Raw genomic sequence first — 20411 nt, forward strand, 5'->3', positions numbered from 1 at the left:
CGGGGCTCGGTGAAGGATCCTTCACCGAGCCCCGCCTGATGCCCAACCGGGCTTACGGGATGAAGCGCTTAAAGTGCTCGTCCAGAAGGTAGAGCCCGCCCGATGTGGGGGGGGGCTTAGCTCACCAGGGTGAGCTCGCCGGCCTCACGGGGCTTCTGCACGGGGGAAGTCATCGTGTAGTCCCCATCCTGCTGGGAGTCCCCGTCGTCGCTCAGGTCGTTCGCATCCTGCGACTGGGTGCCGGATTCCTCGGAGGAATCCGTGTCGGCCGAGACGGCATCGGGGTTGATGGGGTCTGCGTTATCGTTGGTCATCGTAGCCGGCTCTTCGGCGCTATCCGGGGCCTGCCCGCCCTGAACCTCAACGGAGGTGTCCTGTGCATCAATATCGGACAGGGCCGTGCGGTGGGCGGAGGTAATCACCCTGGAGGTGTAAATGGTGCGCGGGCGGCTAAAGGACATCTTGCCCTGCGCGTCCAGGTTGCCTACGTACTGAGCGATCTTACGGCTACTGATGATACCGCGTCCGCAGTAGCCCTTGTCGCACTTAATCGGGTTGGCCACGGCGTTGAAAGCGGAGCTGTAGACCTTCTGGCGGCTGACGTTTGCGCCGTTCACAAACTGCTGAGCCAGGATACCGGACACGTGCGGTGCCGCCATGGAGGTGCCGCTCCTGTAGACGTAGTTGTACTTGCCGTTGGGGCGGTTGATGCTGTCAATACCCAGAGAGAGGATATCGGTACCCGGGGCTGAGACGGTAACGGTCTTGCCGTAGTTCGAGTCCGATGCGCGGGTGCCGTTCTTGGTGCTGTTACCCACCGCGATGACGCCCTTGCAATTGGCCGGAGCAAACTGCGAGGCATCAATCCCGGCGTTGCCGGCGGCTGCGACCACGATAGCGCCCTTAGAGAGCGCGAAATTAATGGCCTTCTGGTAGGCGTTGGGGCATGCTCGAACGCCGCCCAGGGACAGGTTGATAATCTGTGCGGGATGCTTATTATCGGGAACGCCGTTGATGTGACCGCCCGCCGCCCACATGATGGCGTCGGCGATGTCCGAGGTCTGACCACCGCATCGACCGAGCACGCGAATCGGCTGGATGGCGGCCAAGTCAGAGACACCCGCAATACCCAGGCGGTTCTGGCCGCGCGCGGCAATGATGCCGGCAACGTGCGTGCCGTGCCAGGTTGAAATCTGCGCGTTCTGCATGTCGCCGCAGAGGTTGAAGGGAGCCTGATCGCCCTCGTCGGTGGGGTCGGCGTCGCGGCCATTGCCGTCGCGGCCGCTCACCGGATTGCTAATGAAGTCGTAACCCGGCACTAGAGAGTGGATGAGCTCGGGGTGGCGGGTGTAACCGGTATCAATCACCGCAACGGTCGTCTTCAGGCCGCGATACAGGCGCGCGTTGCCGGTGTTGCCGATGCCGACGGTGGGGTTGGTGAGGTTCCACTGCTTGGAATACAGGGGGTCGTTGAAGACGAAGGTGCTTTCGACCGCCGGGTAGTTGACGTAGTCGGGCTCCACGGAGGCCACGTTGGGGTTGGAAGCCAAGCGGTCCATGAACTCCTGGGCCTGCTGCTTGTCCAGCTTCTTGGAGGTCTGGACAATTGCGTCGTTGGAGGTGGTGGTGCGGACAACCCCGCCGCTGGTTTCGAGGGAAGCCGCGGAGGAGTCGATGGTCTGCTGGATGCCGCTGTCCAGGTCACCGGGGGTTACTCCTCCGGCCACCTCGGCATCTCCGCTACGCTCCTCGGCTCGCTGCTTTGCATCGTCGGTGTAGGTGACGATGAACTGGTCAAACTTCTGCTGGGGAAGGGAACCGGGAGCAGCACTTCGCGGAGCACCCTGGGGCGATCCCGCGTTGGTGGGAACGCTAAAGGGGGAAGCGGGAGTGGTAGCTTCGGTCTGGTCGGCCTGAGTGGCATCCTCGTGGGGCGCCTGCGCAAGGGCTGCAGGAAGGTTGCCGCCGAAGATGAGGGAGCCTGTGGCCAGCAGGGCGAGGCCTGCGCGGAAGGGTTTCATGACGGTGGGATGGTTGGCTCTGTGTGACGCTGTGGAGTGGCCAGCTGAGGGCACGGGCCAGTGGAGCTTCATGAGAAATCTCCTGATGAGTTGAGAGTACGCGGATAGTGTGGTGTGTACCGGAGCCGTCCTGCGTTTTTCGTCTACGGTTAGGTATTGCTAAGCGACGTAAACCGAGGAACGCGGGAAAAGATTTTCCGTCGATACGCTAAGAAGCATGGAATCGCGCATATCCTTTGGATGGCGTATAAAGGTACCTCATTAAGCTATCACCTAAAGAAGAGATTGAGGTATATCTCTACTATATTTTTTATATCAAGATGTGAATTTTTCCTTGTGGAATGGAATAGCCTGCCCGCGGCTGAAGGAATTCTGAGCTTAAGGTTGAAAGTTAAGTACTCAATAGGTGGGTGGTGCAGTCCCGATTCGAACCCGGGCGCTTATTAGCACTATAGTGTAAGCACTTTAATGCAGAGAAAATGTTCTTGTCATTAAAATAAAGAGAATTAAAAGAACGTGAAGTAAAACTAAGAGTGCCTCGAAAATAGGGGGGGATTCCCAGGGGAAGCCAAAATGGTGGAATACCCAAAGTACAGGAGACCCAAAGTACAGGAGGGTCCGGTACGCAGAGGGCCGGGGTGGCTCCACACGAGTGGAGCCACCCCGGCCCTTTGGTACGGTCTCATGACCGCTCAAGTACGTTAGGAGGCGTAGGAGCCCAGCAGGCGAACCGCGCCGCCATCCACGCCCTTAGCGCCCTGAATGTAGTCGGCGCTATTGGGCTCGGGGTCACCAGCAGCCACAACATCGCCCATAATCCAGGCGGGGATACCGCGGTCGTTCAGGCGCTTGGTAGCTGCCTCAGCCACGGAGGGGTCAACGATGGCAATCATGCCCACGCCCAGGTTCAGGGTGCGCTCCAGGTCGGCCAGCGGCACGTTGCCCAGCGAACCAATCAGGGAGAAGATGGCGGGAATCTGCCAGGTGGAGCGGTCCACGCGACCCTCCAGGCCCTGGGGCAGCACGCGTGCCAGGTTAGCAGCCAGGCCGCCACCGGTCACGTGAGAGAAGCCACGCACACCGCTACCGGTGGTGCCGTCCTCGCCGTTGACGGGGAAGGCAGCCGCCAGATCCAGGCAGTCCGCCGCGTACACGCGGGTGGGTTCGAGCAGTTCCTCACCGATGGTGCGGCCCAGCTCGTCCACCTGGCGCTCCAGGCCCCAGCCGGCTACGTTCAGGACCTTGCGGACCAGGGAGTAGCCGTTGGAGTGAATACCGGAGGAGGCCATGGCAATCAGCACGTCACCCTCGCGCACGCGGTCCGGGCCGAGCAACTCGTCCGCCTCAACCAGACCGGTTGCGGCACCGGCGACATCGTACTCGTCCTCGGCCAGCAGGCCGGGGTGCTCGGCGGTCTCGCCGCCGACCAGGGCGGTACCGGCCTGTGCACATGCGCCAGCGATACCGCGCACGATATCGGCGATGCGCTCGGGAACGACCTTGCCGGTGGCAATGTAGTCGGTCATGAACAGGGGCTTGGCGCCACAAACCACGATATCGTCTACAACCATGCCAACCAGGTCGTAACCGATGGTGTCGTGAATATCCAGGGCCTGAGCAATGGCAACCTTGGTGCCCACGCCGTCGGTGGAGGTGGCCAGGTAGGGCTTGCGGTACTTGACGAGCTCGGAGACGTCGTACAGGCCCGCGAAGCCGCCCACGCCGCCAACAACGGAGGAGTTGTGGGTTGCCTTGATGGCGTCCTTCATCAGCTCGACGGCGCGATCGCCGGCCTCAACGTCAACACCTGCGCTCGCGTAGGTTACGGTGGTGGTGTTCTCGCTCATTAGGGTTCCTTCGGGGTAGTGGTGGCGGAGGAGTTGGCGGGAGTGCGGTCCGCCTCGGTCAGCAGGCCCTCGAGATCGGCGTCGGGGCCGGGGTTGCACATGCCCATGCCGGGGTCGTCATCGGAGACCTTTACGGTGGAGGGGTCGAACTTCGTCTCGAGGGTTTCGGTGCCTTCGCGGGTGTCAATCGAAACGGCCTCGGCGTGTTCGGGCTTGGCCGGGACTGCGCGCTCGACGGTCACCTCGGCGGCCTTACCGGCCAGCGGGCCACCCTTGCCCTTCTCCTCGGAATCGAAGAGGGACTTGCCTCGGCGCTCTTCGCTGGGCAACTCGATGGGGTACTTGCCGGTGAAGCAGGCGGTACACATGTTCTCGGCGGGCTGCTCGGTGGCGGCCATCATGCCTTCCTCGGAAATGAAACCGAGCGAGTCGGCACCGAGGGAGGAGGCAATCTCATCCACCGACAGGCCGTTCGCAATCAGCTCGGCGCGGGAGGCGAAGTCGATGCCGTAGAAGCAGGGCCACTTTACGGGCGGTGAGGAGATGCGCACGTGCACTTCCTTCGCGCCGGCCTCACGGAGCATACGCACGAGGGCGCGCTGAGTGTTACCGCGAACGATGGAATCATCGATAACGATAAGGCGCTTGCCCGCCACGACGGACTTGAGCGGGTTGAGCTTCAGGCGGATGCCGAGCTGACGGATGGTCTGCGAGGGCTGGATGAAGGTTCGGCCCACATACGCGTTCTTGACCAGGCCGTTGCCGTAGGGAATGCCGGATTCTTCGGCGTAACCAATTGCGGCGGGAACACCGGATTCGGGGGTGGGCATGACCAGGTCGGCCTCAACCGCGTGCTCGCGGGCCAGCTGACGGCCCATCTCAACGCGGGATTCGTAGACGCTGCGGCCGGCGATGGAGGTGTCAGGGCGGGCCAGGTAAACGTACTCGAAGACGCAGCCGGCGGGCTTGGCCTCCGCGAAACGCTGAGAACGCAGGCCGTTTTCGTCAATGGTGATGAACTCGCCGGGCTCAACCTCGCGAACGAAGGAGGCACCAACGATGTCGAGGGCCGCGGTCTCGGAGGCAACAACCCAGCCGCGCTCCAGGCGACCGAGCACGAGCGGACGAACGCCCTGGGGGTCGCGTGCGGCGTAGAGGGTGTGCTCATCCATGAAGGTGAGGCAGAAGGCGCCGCGCAGGGTCGGCAGCAGGTCGAGGGCTGCCTCTTCGAGGGAACCGAAGTCGTGCTCCGCCAGCAGCGCGGTAATCAGTGCGGTGTCGGTGGTGTTACCCTGCGCCAGCTCGCCGTGCTTGGGCGGCTTGCCGCCGTTCTTTTCGAGCACACGCTCGTAGAGGTCTGCAGAGTTGGTGAGGTTACCGTTGTGGGCCAGGCAGAGCGTGCCGTGCGGGGTGGTGCCGAGGGTCGGCTGCGCGTTAGCCCAGTGGGACGCGCCGGTGGTGGAGTATCGGGCGTGGCCGATAGCGTGGTCACCGGGCATAGAGCTGAGCGTTGCTTCGTCAAAGACCTGGGAGACGAGGCCCATGTCCTTGTACACGTGGATGCGCTTGCCGTTACTGGTTGCGATGCCTGCGGATTCCTGGCCGCGGTGCTGAAGCGCGTACAGGCCGTAGTAGGTTAGCTTTGCCACGTCCTCGCCGGGAGCCCAGACGCCGAAGACGCCGCAGGCGTCCTTGGGTCCGTGGTCAATCGGATCGAGGTCGTGAGTGAGTTTTCCGTCGGGGCGAATCAAGTCACTTCTTTTCGACGTTGGGACTGCGGATGCGTCTGCGCGGGTGCGAGACGGATGTGTGTTTCTGCGCTCGTACCTGCCTGTATGTGCGATGGCATACATCAGACCCTTAAAAGTGTACCGGGTTTCGGCGTGGATGTGGTGAAGGATACGCTAAATACCCCGGTATGGACATCTCAACGCAGGCCACGGAAGCCGGGTAAAACCGTGCGGATTAGCGGGAACGAACGCGAGCCTAGAAGAGCGGTAGCAGACCGGAGAGGTTGCTGCGTTCGCCGGAGGCATCGAGCGCACCGGCTGCCACGGCGCGATCCCACGGGCAGGCGCCCAGCACGAGCGCCGCCCAGACAGCCGGTGAGGTCTCTACGACCGAGGGCGGGGTACCTCGCGTGTGGCGGGGGCCGGCCACGCACTGGGGGACTCCCAGTGGGGGCACGCGCACCTCCACGCTATTGCCGGGGGCTAGGGTAGCCAACTCTTCGAGGGTAAAACGCACGAAGGTTGCGCGCACGGAGCGGGGGAGTGTCGCGAACGCCTGTTCTATTTCGATGGGTACGAGTGCGGTCTCGGAAGGCTCAGAATCAAAGGAAGCGAAGAGTGCGCGCACCTCGCGGACCGCCGCCATGCCCGCCTCCTCGCTCGTCTTGCGTCGAATGGTCACGGCTACTTTCCCTCCGGAGCTTCAGTAAAAAGCTCCTCGTGCACGCGCAGCTCGCCCACCTCAACCGGCTTGCCGTCCACGTAGCCGCCGGTCACCGGGTGAACCACCAGCGCGAGTAGACGCTCGCATTCTTCAGTGCTCAGGTATCCGCCAGCGACCAGGGCGCGCAAGGCCACGGCGTACATGGCGCGGTGCGAACCGTCGCTCATCTTTACCACCACGGACGCACCCGAACGCAGACCGATGCACAGCACGCCCTCCGCGCCGCCCTTGACGATCGCGTCGAGTTCTTCGCTGAGCACGGTGTCGGGGGAGCCGGGTGCCTGAATCAGCTCGGGGTAGTCCACCATGGCGGTTGCGACCGTGGAGGCGCGCGCATCCGCACCGAGGTTGCGGATTGCCGCACCGAGGGTCGAGTAGGCGCGTGCGGCACCGGTCAGGGAGACGGCGTGCACGGGCGCACCGCAGCCGTCAACGCCGATTGCGGCTACGGGCTCGCCGGTGAACGCCTCAATTTCTTCGGTGATGACCTGCTGTAGCGGGTGGGCGGGGTCGAGGTAGTTGTGCAGGGTCCAGTTCTGCGAGCCCTCTTCGAGGTCGCCACGCTCGAGCTTGGCGGTGCACGCCCAGAGGAAAGCGGCGTGCTTGCCGGAGCAGGGGTGCGCCAGGGCAGTAGCGGCAAGGTTCGCCTGAACCATTGCCTGGCGTGCCTGCTTGTCGGAGGGGAGTGTGGGCTTGAGCGCCAGGTTCGCCGGGGTGAGCGGGTTGGTTTCGGTGCTGCCCTGGGTGAGTACGTCCTGCACGGCGCGCATCTGCTCGAAGGTGCCGCGGTGCGAGCCGCAGGCGATAGCGACCTGGGAGCCGCGCAGGGGCGCGCCCGCCTTCATGGAACCAATTGCCTGCAGTGGCTTGGCGGCGGAGCGCAGGTAGAAGGGCGCGTGAATATCGCCGAGGGCAAGCTGAATTTCGCCGTCGGGGCCCAGTAGGATGAGGCGGCCGCGGTGGCGTGCCTCAACAAAGTTGTTGCGGGTGAGCTGCGCGAGTTCTACGTCGAAGGCGCTGCTGTGGTTGGTGGTGTGAGTGGTTGCCTGTGGGGTGGTGCTGTTGGTCATTCTTCTAGTTTAAACGGGGTGTGCGGCTTGCCCCTATTTGTGTCTGGTGGCGCGGAGCTAGGATGGGCTGGCGCGGTCAAGGGAGAGCCGTGTGAAGAGATTCACGTTTACTGGGAGTTGAAGTTATGAGTAACTCATTTTTATAATTGAAGGGTGCTCAAGCGCAACGGGTAAGACTAAGGCAAGTGAGCGAGGCACAGCCCGCACGAACCGAAAAACCCAGCACCGCATAGGACCGACCACGATCGACGCCCGACGAACCATTCTGGCACCTCGACGTACCGCCTCATGAATACGGCGATGACCAAGGCAGCGGCAGATGAGTAAAACCCCACCCCGTCAATCGATGAGCTATGAGTGTACCTACTCAAAATCTCATTATCTCCGCCGCGCCCCACTATGCGATCTGAGAACGGGCGTAAAGTATCCAGTAGGAAATTGATGCAGTCCTTAGGGGTCGACCCCGGACCTAGGAATAAATCGCTAGGTGCGACCCGGTACGAGTATGCATCCTTACCGCCCCTCACCCCTCTGAACTCACTCTCGAGCGGTGAGCGGCAACCATGTAAAGGAGTACATCCATGGCAGAGCAGAACAGCACCTCTACCTCCGCACAGAACTCTTCCCCCAAGGGCGGCGTGAGCGCAGAATCTGAATTCCACGCAAAGTTCTTCCCCATCCTGGCCCGTGTTGCTTCTGTGACCGCAGTGCTCATGTACGTGTTCTACTTCCCGCAGATTATCGGTAACCTGAGCGGTCACAAGGGTGACTGGATTCAGCCTCTGGTTGCGGCTATCAACTGCACCCTGTGGGCTCTGTACGGTCTGTGGCGCCCCAAGAAGGACGTCCCGATCATCATTGCGAACGCTCCCGGTATTGTCTTCGGTGGCCTGGCTGCTATTACCGCCCTCATCTAATTTCATCGCGTAGCGACTTCTACGGCCCTTTTCATGTGCCCTTCGGGGCGTCGAGGCATGAGAAGGGCCGTTTTTTAGTGCCCTCGGCTCCCCTTTTTGAGAGGGTACCGGGTACCCTAAATACTATGAAGGTTTTGGTACTGGGCCCCGGTGGCCGTGAACACGCTATTATCCGTGCGCTTCTGCGCGATCCTGAGGTGACTGAGGTGCACAGCGCCCCCGGCAACGCCGGTATTGCTCAGGATGTTCCCGTCCACGCAATTGATGCGAATGATCCCGCCCAGGCAACCGCCCTGGCACGCGAACTGAACGCCGACCTGGTTGTTATCGGTCCGGAGGCACCGCTGGTCGCAGGTGTTTCTGACGCACTGCGTGAGGCGGGTTTTGACGTTTTCGGCCCCTCCGCGGCTGCCGCTCAGCTGGAGGGTTCCAAGGCCTTCGCGAAGAAGGTCATGGAAGAGGCCTCCGTACCGACCGCGCGTGCCCACGAGGCACGCACCCTCCCCGAGGCTGAGGCCGCCCTGGACGAGTTCGGCTCCCCCTACGTGGTCAAGGATGACGGCCTGGCTGCCGGTAAGGGCGTTGTGGTGACCGAGGACCGCGCCGTAGCGGTTGAGCACGCGCGCGCCTGCTTCGAGGCCGGCGGCTCCGTAGTCATCGAGGAATACCTGGATGGCCCCGAGGTGTCCCTCTTCGTCATCTCCGACGGTAAGAACGTTCTGCCGCTGTCCCCGGCCCAGGACTTCAAGCGCATTTTCGACAACGACGAGGGCCCGAACACCGGTGGTATGGGCGCCTACACCCCGCTTCCCTGGCTGCCCGAGGGCTTCGTGCAGGAGGTCGTGGAGAAGGTTGCCCGCCCGACCGTTGCACGTATGGCTGAGCGCGGTACTCCGTTCGTGGGCGTGCTCTTCTGCGGCCTGGCGGTGACCAACCGCGGCGTGCGCGTCATCGAGTTTAACGCCCGCTTTGGCGACCCCGAAACCCAGGCGGTTCTGGCGCGCCTGCGCACCCCGCTGGGTCAGCTGTTGCGCGCGGCTGCCCGCGGTGAAATTTCTGAGGGTACCGAGCTGGACTGGGATCCCCGCACCGCGGTGGACGTGGTTATGGCCGCCGAGAACTACCCGGGCACTCCCCGCAAGGGTGACGCCATCTCCGGCCTGGATAAGGCGAATGCCCTGGAGGGCGTGCACGTGATTCACGCGGGCACCGTGGTTTCCGGCGAGGAAATCCACACCGCCGGCGGCCGCGTGCTGGCCGTTGTGGCGCTCGGTGAGAACCTGGGCGCCGCCCGCGACGCCGCCTACGAGGGCGTCCGCGCCATCTCTTGGGCTGGCGCGCAGTACCGCACCGACATCGCGCTGAAGGCCGTGGAGAACCGCATCCACATTCCTGCCCCGCGCGACTAATACTTTGACCGGCTCCTCCGCCTGATGCGCGGGGGAGCCGGTCGCTTCGTACCCGAGACGTCCCCTCCCCGCTATCCCGGGCGGGACCGGTCGGGTATTGTAATTACACAGACTCTTGCCACCACATCACACCATTTCACCTGTCAGGAGATAATCCCATGACCTCTCGTTCTAACCCCCTGGAAATTCCGGGCTGGACCCACATCTATTCCGGCAAGGTGCGCGACCTGTACGTTCCGAATGAGGAGCGCTTCGACGCCACCGGCCTCACCGTGAGCGATGACGCCGAGCTGCGCGCCGGCTCTGTCATGGTGGTGGCTTCCGACCGCATTAGCGCATTCGACCGCATCCTGCCCACCGAGATCCCGGATAAGGGCAAGATTCTGACTCAGATGTCCCTGTGGTGGTTTGAGCAGCTCAAGGAGGTTCCCAACCATGTGCTCTCCACCGACGTTCCGGACGTTGTGGCTGGTCGAGCAATGATTTGCCGTTCGCTGAACATGTTCCCGGTGGAGTGCATTGTGCGCGGTTACCTGACCGGTTCGGGTCTGGCCGTGTACAACGAGACCGGCGAGATTGCCGGTGTGAAGCTGCCCGCGGGTCTGGTGGACGGCTCCCGCCTGGAGACCCCGATTTTCACCCCGACCGGTAAGGCCGAGGTGGGCGAGCACGACGAGCTGGTGACCCGTGAGGAGCTGTACGCCGAGGTGGGCCAGCCGGTGGGTGAGCGCCTGGAGGAGCTGAGCCTGAGCCTGTACTCGACCGCGGAGAAGATCGCACGCGAGCAGGGCATCATTCTGGCCGACACCAAGCTGGAGTTCGGTACCGATTCGTACCGCGGCGAGATTACCCTGGGTGATGAGGTGCTGACCCCGGACTCCTCGCGTTTCTGGGACGCACAGCAGTACGAACCCGGTCATGCTCAGCCGAGCTTCGATAAGCAGTACGTGCGTGACTGGCTGCGTTCTCCCGAGTCGGGGTGGGACGGCTCGGATAACGTGCCGCACCTGCCCGAGGAGGTCGTGGAGAAGACTCGTGCCCGCTACATCGAGGCGTATGAGCGTCTGACCGGCACGAAGTTCTAAAGCCGAATAAGTCTTTGCTAAAAGGCGGTGCCCCGGAAGGTCATTCTTCCGGGGCCCCGCCCTTTAGCTGTGTGGGTTTATAAGGTTGAGGGGCGAAGCCTAGCCAGCGTGAGCGTCTTCATTGCGGGCGTCTTCGGAAGGCCATAAATCTTCCTGAATTTATTTTAATATGATGTTTACAAGCGCATATTTATATGATTTAAATCACTGCATAGTGATACGAATTTTTATTGCATCTAAGTGTAGGGATTTGCTACGATTTCTACTACCATCCAATGGGTTGCGTTTCATATATAAAAAGCAACAAATCACATATGCAAGTTACATGATTTCCCTTATGTGGTGAATCGATGTAAATAGCTATATGTCGACGAGATGGCATATCCACTCATGGGGGTCAGCAATTCAGACTCCTACCTATGCAATAAGGAGATTCGCTATGTCGCGTTCTACTTTTGTCCGTGCGCTGTCCACTATCGGCGCTGCTGCCGCTTTGTCGGTTGGGGCAGTTATGCCCGCCGCTCATGCCGATTTTCATGCGTATGACCATGTTGGTCTCGATAGTGAACTGACTCATTCTGCTTACAGTGACTTCATCGATGTCCCCGATAACATGCTTTCGTCGGCAGCCAACTGGACCGGTGGCCGTCTTAAGGGTGTTAACACTAATTGGTGGGGCAACAATGATACCTTCCGCCTTAACGCAGGACAGGTGCTTTACTATGTTGGTGATAACGTCAACGACACTACTGACTTTGTAGTTTCCTGGTAATACAGCACTACATCTGTCAAAGGGTGGGAGCCTACTCTTATAAGATTTAGGCTCCTACCCTCCCTGCTCCTTACTGTTGAGAAAGGTGAAGTCCATGGCAAAGAAGCCCTTCGCATCCCTCGCCCTTATCAGTATTGCCTGTTGCCTGGGCGTATCGAGTTGCTCCACCACCGTTGAGGTTAAGCAGGACATTCGTAATGTCCTGGCAAGCTACGAGAATCCCTCCCCGGATATTAACGTGGCCCTTGTCAACGAAGTCAAAAAGTGCATGAGCGAGAAGTCCTTCACCTACTCCGGTAGCCAGAACATTATTAACGGTACCTCCGTTCATGAACTTGCAATGAGCGGCGCCCACTTCGCCAACGAAGAGGCGGCCGCCCAAGGGTACCCATCCACCCGGCAGGACAACGCTAGCTCCAGCAATGCGCCCGCGATGGAAAACCCGGCATACCGGAAAGCATTCCAAGGCGACCCACAAGCCGCAGACAGCAAAACAGTCACCATCACGATGAGTAATGGCGCCCAGGTCGGTATGGCAACAGATTCCTGCATCGGACGTGCGGCAGAGGCTGTCTTCGGTTCAGCAGAAAACTACCTCAAATACACCAACTTCATTAACGAGCTCATCACGGGCGGATCCAAAAACAATGCGGTAGAAGAAATGGGGAAATACTACCGTAATGACACCACCTACGGTGCATGCATGAAAGAAAGCGGATACGCCGATATCCAGCACTTCGGAGATGCTCCCAGCTACGCAGAGAAAACCTGGGGTAAGTACAAGGCAGCCAATGTAGCCGCCAATGCGGAAGAGCAGGCCCTAGCTCACGCCGACTACAACTGCCAAAAGTCCACTGGAATCCTGACTAAAGCGCAGAATATCTACTACGAAAAGGCCGCGACCTGGCTCAATGAGCATGAGCCGCTCATCCTTGAAGTACGCGATATCGAACGTCAGGCACAGGAGCGCGCCGCAACTCTAGTCAACGGCAACTAGCCGACGGCAACCAGTAAACGCTGATTCCTCGTTGGACATTTTCTAGCGAGATTTTTCTACCGGTCCTCTGCTCTCAACCGCTTTCACCCGCGGATGAGGGCAGAGGATACACCCCTTTATTCAGTCCCCGCCACGTTGTTTCCCTCAGCAATTACCTCTAATCCCACCCCATATTTCACCGCAGAAAGGTGAACCCATGAACACGCAGCAGAGTTCAGAAAACCCCCGCCGCGCCGCTACAACGGCAACCGTACGCGCCTACCTGGTTCCGGTGCTCGTTATTCTGCTCGTCATCACCGGCGGGTTCTCCATCTACGCCCTTAATACGGGGCTACGCACCAATGTTGAATCCAATGCGCAGCCGTCCCGCGCCGCGCAACTAACAACCCGAATCAGCGCGCAGACTGTTACCCGCACCTATTCGGGAGAAGTCAGCGTGTCACCCGCCCGAAGCTACACCGTAGGAACCCCTCAAGGAGTGGTGACCAGGGACGGCGCCAAGGCGGGTACCCAGCTGAGTAACGGCTCAATTATCACCACTATCAATGAGCGTCCCATCATTGCGTTCAAGGGTAGTATTCCCGCCTACCGCGACCTTGCCGTAGGCGCTCGCGGCGATGATGTTAAACAGCTCCAAGAAGCTCTAGAATCACTCGGCTACAGTATCTGGGATGAGGAAGGAAACTACGGTGAAGCAACCGCCAACGCTGTCTACCGTTTCTACCTGGACCGTGGCTACTACCCTCCCGGGGATACTGACCGAACCGAAGAAGGACGCTACAGCACCGCACTGCTGCTCTCTGAATACCTCTTCGCTGACGGCAATGAATACACCGTAGACAACAGCTGCGGCACCAAAGGCCAAACCTCAACTCCGGCGCTGTGCACCCTATCCGCGGGTGGGTACCGTCTGGTACTCTCCGCGGACGGTAGCGCTCTCAGCAATGAACTCGCTGAGGGACAGAAAGTCCAGATTCTTACCGATAACGGAAGTCCGCTCGAAGGCACCCTGGGCGCGGCCCTCACACCCGAAGGCTCAACTAACGCTGACGGCGGCGCTAACGCAGGTGCCTCCAACGGTGTGCAGAACAACGCGCGACCTAACAGCGATACCTCCGCGCAGGGAGCTACCGCACGGAAACGCTACCCCATCAAAATCGACTTGCCGGAAAACACGACGGCATCAACACGTTTTCAAGCAACCGTCACTCTCAACCGAGGCGCTGAAAACGCCCTCGCAGTGCTTGAAGCCGCCGTCAAAACCGAAGAAAACGGAACGCACTCCATCACCCTGGAGAACGGTCAGAGCGTTCCCGTCACCCTCGGTGTGTGCTCCGCCGGAATCTGCGAGCTCGTCAACCCCGCTGCAGAACTCAAGGCAGGTACCGTCGTGAAGCTGAAGGAGCGCTAAAATGCCTCATCACGAGACAGAACGTGCCCTCCCCACGAGCGCTACCGCCTCAAAACCTAATATCGAGTGCCATAATATTGCGCGTTTCTTCCCGCCCTCCACCTGGGCGCTTAAAAACGCAACCCTCAGCCTTCATGAAGGCGAATCGGTGGCCATTACCGGCGCCTCCGGAAGTGGAAAATCTACGCTCCTCTCTATCATCGGGCTACTCGATCAGCCCTCTGAAGGTGAGCTGAAAATACTGGGCCAAAACATGGGCACCGCCAGCGATGCCGAGCGAACAGTGGCACGCCGTGAGCACATCGCTTTTGTCTTTCAGGCGTACCACCTCATTGCTCATCTGAACGCCACCGAGAACATTGCCCACACCCTCCGGATGCGCGGCGTACCGGGCCGTCAAGCACATCAGCGTGCGTTACAGGCACTCGAACAGGTGGGTCTGGGGCACCGCCTGGAGGTTCTTCCACGCAACATGTCCGGTGGTGAACAGCAACGAGTCGCGGTTGCGCGTGCGTTAGCTTGCGCCCCGCGCATCCTGCTATGCGATGAGCCTACAGGAAACCTCGACACGGAAAACTCTCACAAGGTGTTGGATCTGCTCCTCGCCGGCCGTGCGGAGAAGCAAAGCCTGGTCATAATCACCCATGAACCCGATATCGCGGCTCGCTGCGACCGGCAACTACACATGGTCGATGGGATGCTCGTTAGCCCCGAACTCACTCGTCCCGAAGATCCGGCCCACCAATCGCTCAAAGAACCCGTTGTCAGGGGAGGATAGATGCTAAGGAACAACCTTCACTACGCTCTCCTTGCAGTTGTTCGCCGTTGGCGCCGCAACCTGCTCACGGTACTGGCGATGCTCGCGGGAACAACCACCATCATCATGCTGGTGGGCGTCAGCGAGTCATCGGCGCTCAATACGAGCTCGCAGCTGGCCAGTTACGATTCCACCCGGCTCGGTGTGCGCCTCCAGCCGCAGACCTGGGATATACCGGAGGATGAACTGCTCTGGCGCGTTAACCAAGTTCCAGAGGTCAAAGCTGCCGGTACAGTCACCATCGATACGCAGACAACGCGTCCACAGGTCAACAGGCCGGGGCAGGAGGGCCAACAAACACCCCTCGCAATCGTTTCAGAAGCAGGTTTGAAAGCACGAGGTGCGCACATTGTCGAAGGGCACTTTTCGGAGCCTGCCCGCGAACGCCCCGGTGAACCTACCGTCTATCTGGGCGTCGCCCTCGCGAAAGAGCTAGGGGTCAGCGCTGAGCCCGGGCGGAACATGATTGAGGTCAACGGAATGCGAGCCTACGTGCTCGGCATTATCCGTGACGGCGGCAAAAACGCTGCTCTCAGTAGCGCTCTTATCCTGCCGACCACCTCCACTTTCTTGCCGCAAACCCACACCCTGCAACGCGGTATGGACGTCATCGTGAATCCAGGAAGTGCAGATACGGTCGCGGAACAGCTCAAGCAGGTACTCGATCCGCAGCGCGCCCCCGTTGATACAAACATTGAGATTCCGCCTTCACCGGTGACTCTTCGTGCTTCCTTGACGAAGGATAGCCGAGCTCTTACGACCATCATCCTGGCAGTTCTTATCGTCTCGACAAGCTTCGGCATTGTGATGACCATGCAGATTTCGGTCTGGGAACGCCGCAGGGAAATCGGCATTAACCGTGCATTAGGGTTGGGACGGCGAGATGTGGCGGTGAGCTTCCTGGCGGAGGCGGCCCTCCTCGGGGCCCTGGGCGCTCTTGGAGGCTTCATCCTCGGTATTCTCGGTTCCTGGGTTGTGTGCCTTCTCAACGGATGGGCGCTATCTCTGCCGCCCCTTATCCTAGGGATTCCTTTCCTCGGCTTGGGTGTGGGCATCGTGGCGGGTGCATTGCCCGCCTACGCGGCAACGAAGGTTCAGCCGCTCGAACTCCTACAATAAGTGCCTAGCGATTAAAGGGCGGTGCCCCGGAAGATCAGTCTTCCGGGGCACCGCCCTTAGCTATGTGGGTTTATGAGAGCGAGATACGCAAGTGAGGGGTACACCTTAGCTGTCGTGCACGCCTTCGTGGCACAAATCCTCGTGCAGAATATCCCGCGCTGGATGCTGCCGCGCCCGCTCCTCCGCAGCCCTGTCAGACAGCGAATAGAACCACGTAATGTGCTCGCACACCCGCTCATAGGCGGCCTGCTCATCGTGCGAAGTGATCGCCTCAATAATGCCGTAATGCTGCTCCTGCAACGTGCGCTTGACCGCCTCCCAATCCTTCAGGAAAGGAACCGCCTCCTGCACATAACTCATCGTTGCCATGTGCAGAGAGTCAATGACCGTATCAAGCACAATATTGCCGCCGAGCTTCGACAGTTCATAGTGAAAACGCGTATCGCAGAAATGGAAACGCTCATCACTAATCTGCTCATCCATCTCCGTAAGGTGCACGCGCGCCCGCTCCAACGCCGCCTCACGCTCCGGGGAATCCGGTGCAGCCGCCGCCGCACGCGCCGCCGGGCCCTCCAACAGCAGGCGGGTTGAGACAACGTCCTTCACCGGCAGGCTACGGGTCGCAATGTGCATGCGTAGCGCCCAGCTGAGCGCATCCGAAGGCTCCGAAATGATGATTGCACCCGACTTCGGGCCCGAACCCGTGCTCGAGCGAATCAGACCCAGCGCATTTAGAACCCGCAGCCCCTCACGCACCGAGGGGCGGGAAATGCCGTACCGCGCCGCCAGCTCACGCTCGGAGGGGAGCTTATCGCCCACGCGTAGCTCACCCAGACGCAGGCGACGCTCAAAAGTCTCCAGAACGATGCTGTAGCTGCGGTCCTTCAGGATTGGTTCATGAGCGTGGAGCCGCGCAGGCTGAACCGGCTCGGACGCTGTCGCATCGGATGGGGAGGCACCGGGCCGAAGGTCATCCTGAGAAGTCTGCGGCATGAAATCTCCTAATAACGAGGGGGGAGTATGGAAGAGCGGAAGCTCCGAGCGGCTGAAGCGAAGTGAAGGGAAGCCGAGGGACAAAGAAAGCGGGGCGGCGATACCGGAAAGGTACGCCGCCCCGCTGTGGCCTCCGGTCAAACCGGGGCGAATGTCCTACTGTTCGTGAAGCGGATGCTCCAGGAACTCTCTAAAACCTGAGCTTCAGATTAGGGAATCATGAAGGACAGCACGTTGGTCTGCAGGAAGACCAGGACGCAGACGACCACGAGCATTGCGAAGGACCAGGGGAGGACAGCCTTGAGGATGTCGGATTCCTTGCCTTCCATGTCCACGGAGGTAGCAGCAATAGCCAGCGACTGCGGGGAGATCATCTTACCGACCACACCACCGGTGGTGTTAGCAGCCAGCATGAGCTCGGGGGTTGCGCCGTGGATACCTGCGTGCTGCAGGTTCTCAGCAGCAGACACCTGCAGCTTGGAGAACAGTGCGTTGGCGCTGGTGTCCGAACCGGTCACAGCGGTACCGATCCAGCCCAGGGCCGGAGCCAGCACTGCGTAGACGGTGCCCAGACCCGCCAGGAAGGTACCCATAGCGATGGTCTGACCGGAGAAGTTCATGACGTAGGCCAGTGCCAGAACCGAAGCAATGGTCAGGATGGACCAGCGCATGCGGTAGACGACGGAACCGAACTCGGTGAAGATTGCCGGGAACTTGAAGGCGTAGCGGCCCTTCTCGTTGAAGAAGAAGTAGACGACAGCAACAACCAGACCGGAGATGATCAGCAGGGTGCCGGGGTTGGACATCCACGCGAAGTTGTAGACGGCGTCCTTGACGGGCTTGCCGTCGGCGGTGACCAGGCGGGAGCTCAGTGCCTGAATGTCAATCTTGAGGACGAAGCCCTTCAGCCATGCCTTCAGACCGGCGTGCAGGTTAGCGACACCGAAGATGATGACCACGATCAGGTAGGGCAGCAGTGCCATCCAGATACGAACGGCGGGCAGGGCTTCCTTCTCTTCGCCCTGTGCGGGCAGGCCGTAGCGCTCGCGGACGCCCTCGACGCCGCGGGGCTTCCAGAACTGCAGGAAGATCACGGCAACGCCCATGGAGACGATGCAGGCAACAACGTCGGTCAGGTTGTATGCGGGGGTAGCGGCGGTGACCCACTGTGCGATAGCGAAGGAAACGCCGATGACCAGTGCGGGCAGCCAAGCGTCCTTCAGGCCCTTCATGCCGTCCAGGATGACCAGCAGGATGAGCGGAACGAGCATTGCCAGGAACGGAGCCTGGTGACCAACGATGGTTGCAATCATGTGAGCGTCCTTGCCACCAACGTCACCAGCGGTGGTAATCGGGACGGCGACGGCACCGAATGCCACGGGTGCGGTGTTAGCGAGCAGCACGGTAATAGCAGCCTTGAGGGGCTTAACGCCCAGGGCCAGAATCATGGTTGCGGTAATTGCAACGGGAGCGCCGAAGCCAGCCAGTGCCTCGAGCAGACCACCGAAGCAGAAGGCAATCAGGATGGCCTGGATGCGCAGGTCGCCGCCGCCGAGGCGGTCAAACACGCGGCGCAGGTCTTCGAATCGACCGGAGAGAACGGTGATCTGGTAGAACCAGATGGCTCCCAGAATCACCCAGCAGATGACCAGGCCGTAGATGGCGCCGCGGACGGCGCTCAGGCCGCCGAGATCTGCGGGCATGTGGAAGCCGAGGACTGCCACGAGGATGGATGCTACCAGGGCCACGATTGCGGACCAGTGGGCGCGTGCCTTGACGCCCAGCAGCATGACAAAGAAGGTGAGGAGGGGGATCGTTGCGACGAGCGCGCTTAGCCCGAGGCTACCTCCAACTGCGTTGGTTACAGCGGTGTAAGTTTCCACTGGAACTCCTTTGGTTCAGGGTGTGTCTTGTGTATGGTCTGACCATTTGATGATGCGTGAGCGAACGGATCTTTGTTCTCTCGCGGGGGATGTGGTCAGACCATTCATCGCATGTATAGAACCATACCCGACGTATTGCGGTTTCGCCAAAAGCACGCAGCTTCGTTACAGGCCGTCGAGCGGGTCGGGCTCGAAATTTTTCTGTGAATTTGCCGCTATATTGCGGCGCTGATAGTTAATTCCAGGTTCTGACACGCAACTCGCGAGACCGACCTATGGGTGCCCATTTCTGCATGGCAGGGAATCGAATGTGACGCGGGAAAAATGCACACCGATTGTTGGTTTCGTGAAAAATAATGCCCCTAAAACATTGAAAGAAAGGGGGTTTGTGCCTATTTTCCGCGAATTCTCACATTGTATATCTGCGTTTGATGAGCGTTCAAATACGCTCCGGCGAGATGCTCTGATTCGCGATTCAAGAAGAGATGGGGTCACATATACCGGAAGGTAAGAAAGTGTACCTTAGAGTCAGGATGACCTAACCCTTTATTTAACAAGGAAAGTATGCCCTATTCCGAGTAGAGAAAAGAAACGTAACAGTGTTAAATAGCAAGGACTAGATAAGACATCACCACGGTTTCTGATCCCACCGCATCCCACCTCCACTTGGGGCGTGCACCGTCTGTTCGTGCTTATGGGTATCCCACCAACAGCCCGGCAAAGTACGCAGAACAATGCTCCGCCTGCCCCAGACGCAGGCGGTGAGACCGAGAAACTCTGAATACAGAGGAAAGGACGGCAAGTCATGCGTATTGCACTCTTCTCCACGTGCATTGTTGACGGCATGTACCCCCGCGTAGCTCGCGCCACCGTCGAAATTCTTGAGCGCCTGGGCCACGAGGTTGTCTTCCCCCCGAACCAGACCTGTTGCTCCCAGATGCACGTCAACTCGGGTTACTTCGACGACGGCTACGAAATTATCAAGAACCACGTCGAGGCCTTCGACTCCTGGGACTGGGATGTGGCCGTTGCCCCCTCGGGCTCCTGCGTTGCCTCCCTGCGCGACCAGCAGGCTATGGTAGCCCGCAGCCGCGGCGATGAGGCCCTGGCCCTGAAGGCCGAGCAGATTGCCTCTCGCACCTTCGAGCTCTCCCAGCTGCTGATTGACGTCCTCGGCATCACTAACGCAGCCGAGCAGCTCGGCTCATACTTCCCCGAGCACGTCACCTACCACAGCTCCTGCCACGGTATGCGTCTGCTCCGCCTGGGCACCCGCCAGCAGGACCTGGTCCGCACCGTTGAGGGTATCAAGTACACCCAGATTGAGGGCATGGACCAGTGCTGCGGCTTCGGCGGTACCTTCTCCTTCAAGAACCCCGATGTTTCCGGCGCCATGGTCAACGACAAGGCCGACAACGTCGAGGCAACCGGCGCATCCATCTGCACCGGTGGTGACTGCTCCTGCCTCATGAACATCGGTGGTGCGCTCTCGCGCCGCGGCTCCGACGTGAAGACCATTCACTTCGCTGAGATCCTCGCCTCCACCAAGGAAAACCCGCTCAAGATTGACTCGAAGAACATCGAGCTCTCAATCGCCTAAGGAAAGACAAGACCTC

At 60.2% G+C, this 20411-nt stretch carries 16 protein-coding genes; 9 read left to right on the forward strand and 7 right to left on the reverse strand.

Going from position 1 to position 20411, the window contains the following annotated elements:
- Positions 1–116: 116 nt before the first annotated feature.
- The 5 genes from HMPREF2944_RS01880 to HMPREF2944_RS01900 all read right to left on the reverse strand — a co-directional run bounded on the left by HMPREF2944_RS01880 (position 117) and on the right by HMPREF2944_RS01900 (position 7392).
- Positions 117–2021, reverse strand: a complete 1905-nt coding sequence (locus HMPREF2944_RS01880) for a S8 family serine peptidase (RefSeq protein WP_070679940.1) — start codon at positions 2019–2021, stop codon at positions 117–119.
- A 701-nt stretch (positions 2022–2722) separates the two neighbouring features.
- Positions 2723–3868: a phosphoribosylformylglycinamidine cyclo-ligase gene (purM, locus tag HMPREF2944_RS01885; RefSeq protein ID WP_070483521.1), complete on the reverse strand. Its 1146-nt coding sequence runs from the start codon at positions 3866–3868 to the stop codon at positions 2723–2725.
- On the reverse strand, positions 3868–5619 hold the full coding sequence (gene purF / locus HMPREF2944_RS01890; protein ID WP_070679943.1) for an amidophosphoribosyltransferase: 1752 nt from the start codon (positions 5617–5619) through the stop codon (positions 3868–3870). Before purF ends, purM begins: the two co-directional genes overlap by 1 nt.
- Before the next feature lie 235 nt (positions 5620–5854).
- A complete protein-coding gene (locus tag HMPREF2944_RS01895; protein WP_141755717.1) occupies positions 5855–6280 on the reverse strand; it encodes a sterol carrier family protein in 426 nt (141 codons plus the stop codon).
- 2 nt (positions 6281–6282) lie between these two features.
- Positions 6283–7392 carry an asparaginase gene (locus HMPREF2944_RS01900; protein WP_070679946.1) on the reverse strand — a complete coding sequence of 370 codons (1110 nt, stop codon included), beginning with the start codon at positions 7390–7392 and terminating at the stop codon, positions 6283–6285.
- Positions 7393–7973: 581 nt separating this feature from the next.
- Between HMPREF2944_RS01900 and HMPREF2944_RS09330 the strand changes: the two genes are divergently transcribed.
- The 8 genes from HMPREF2944_RS09330 (at position 7974) to HMPREF2944_RS01940 (ending at position 15919) form a co-directional block, all read left to right on the forward strand.
- A complete protein-coding gene (locus HMPREF2944_RS09330; protein ID WP_070679949.1) occupies positions 7974–8309 on the forward strand; it encodes a hypothetical protein in 336 nt (111 codons plus the stop codon).
- Between the two features lie 125 nt (positions 8310–8434).
- A complete protein-coding gene (gene purD, locus HMPREF2944_RS01910; RefSeq protein ID WP_070679952.1) occupies positions 8435–9718 on the forward strand; it encodes a phosphoribosylamine--glycine ligase in 1284 nt (427 codons plus the stop codon).
- 158 nt (positions 9719–9876) lie between these two features.
- Positions 9877–10803, forward strand: a complete 927-nt coding sequence (locus HMPREF2944_RS01915) for a phosphoribosylaminoimidazolesuccinocarboxamide synthase (protein ID WP_070679955.1) — start codon at positions 9877–9879, stop codon at positions 10801–10803.
- 439 nt (positions 10804–11242) lie between these two features.
- Positions 11243–11575, forward strand: a complete 333-nt coding sequence (locus HMPREF2944_RS01920; RefSeq protein ID WP_070679958.1) for a hypothetical protein — start codon at positions 11243–11245, stop codon at positions 11573–11575.
- 94 nt (positions 11576–11669) lie between these two features.
- Positions 11670–12572 (forward strand): adenylate cyclase, encoded by a 903-nt coding sequence (locus HMPREF2944_RS01925; RefSeq protein WP_070679961.1) that lies wholly within the window; start codon positions 11670–11672, stop codon positions 12570–12572.
- 196 nt (positions 12573–12768) lie between these two features.
- Positions 12769–13983 carry a peptidoglycan-binding domain-containing protein gene (locus HMPREF2944_RS01930; RefSeq protein ID WP_070679964.1) on the forward strand — a complete coding sequence of 405 codons (1215 nt, stop codon included), beginning with the start codon at positions 12769–12771 and terminating at the stop codon, positions 13981–13983.
- 1 nt (position 13984) lies between these two features.
- A complete protein-coding gene (locus HMPREF2944_RS01935) occupies positions 13985–14761 on the forward strand; it encodes an ABC transporter ATP-binding protein (RefSeq protein WP_070679966.1) in 777 nt (258 codons plus the stop codon).
- A complete protein-coding gene (locus tag HMPREF2944_RS01940) occupies positions 14762–15919 on the forward strand; it encodes an ABC transporter permease (RefSeq protein ID WP_070679968.1) in 1158 nt (385 codons plus the stop codon).
- Between the two features lie 105 nt (positions 15920–16024).
- Here the strand turns inward: HMPREF2944_RS01940 and HMPREF2944_RS01945 are convergent, their stop codons facing one another.
- Positions 16025–16912: a FadR/GntR family transcriptional regulator gene (locus tag HMPREF2944_RS01945; RefSeq protein ID WP_083313047.1), complete on the reverse strand. Its 888-nt coding sequence runs from the start codon at positions 16910–16912 to the stop codon at positions 16025–16027.
- A gap of 209 nt (positions 16913–17121) precedes the next feature.
- Positions 17122–18795 (reverse strand): L-lactate permease, encoded by a 1674-nt coding sequence (locus HMPREF2944_RS01950; RefSeq protein WP_070679971.1) that lies wholly within the window; start codon positions 18793–18795, stop codon positions 17122–17124.
- An 805-nt stretch (positions 18796–19600) separates the two neighbouring features.
- Here HMPREF2944_RS01950 and HMPREF2944_RS01955 point away from each other — a divergent pair.
- Positions 19601–20395 (forward strand): (Fe-S)-binding protein, encoded by a 795-nt coding sequence (locus tag HMPREF2944_RS01955; RefSeq protein ID WP_049331619.1) that lies wholly within the window; start codon positions 19601–19603, stop codon positions 20393–20395.
- The last annotated feature ends 16 nt before the right edge of the window (positions 20396–20411 follow it).

The organism is Rothia sp. HMSC072E10, from assembly GCF_001813965.1.
Classification (GTDB): Bacteria; Actinomycetota; Actinomycetes; order Actinomycetales; family Micrococcaceae; genus Rothia; species Rothia mucilaginosa_A.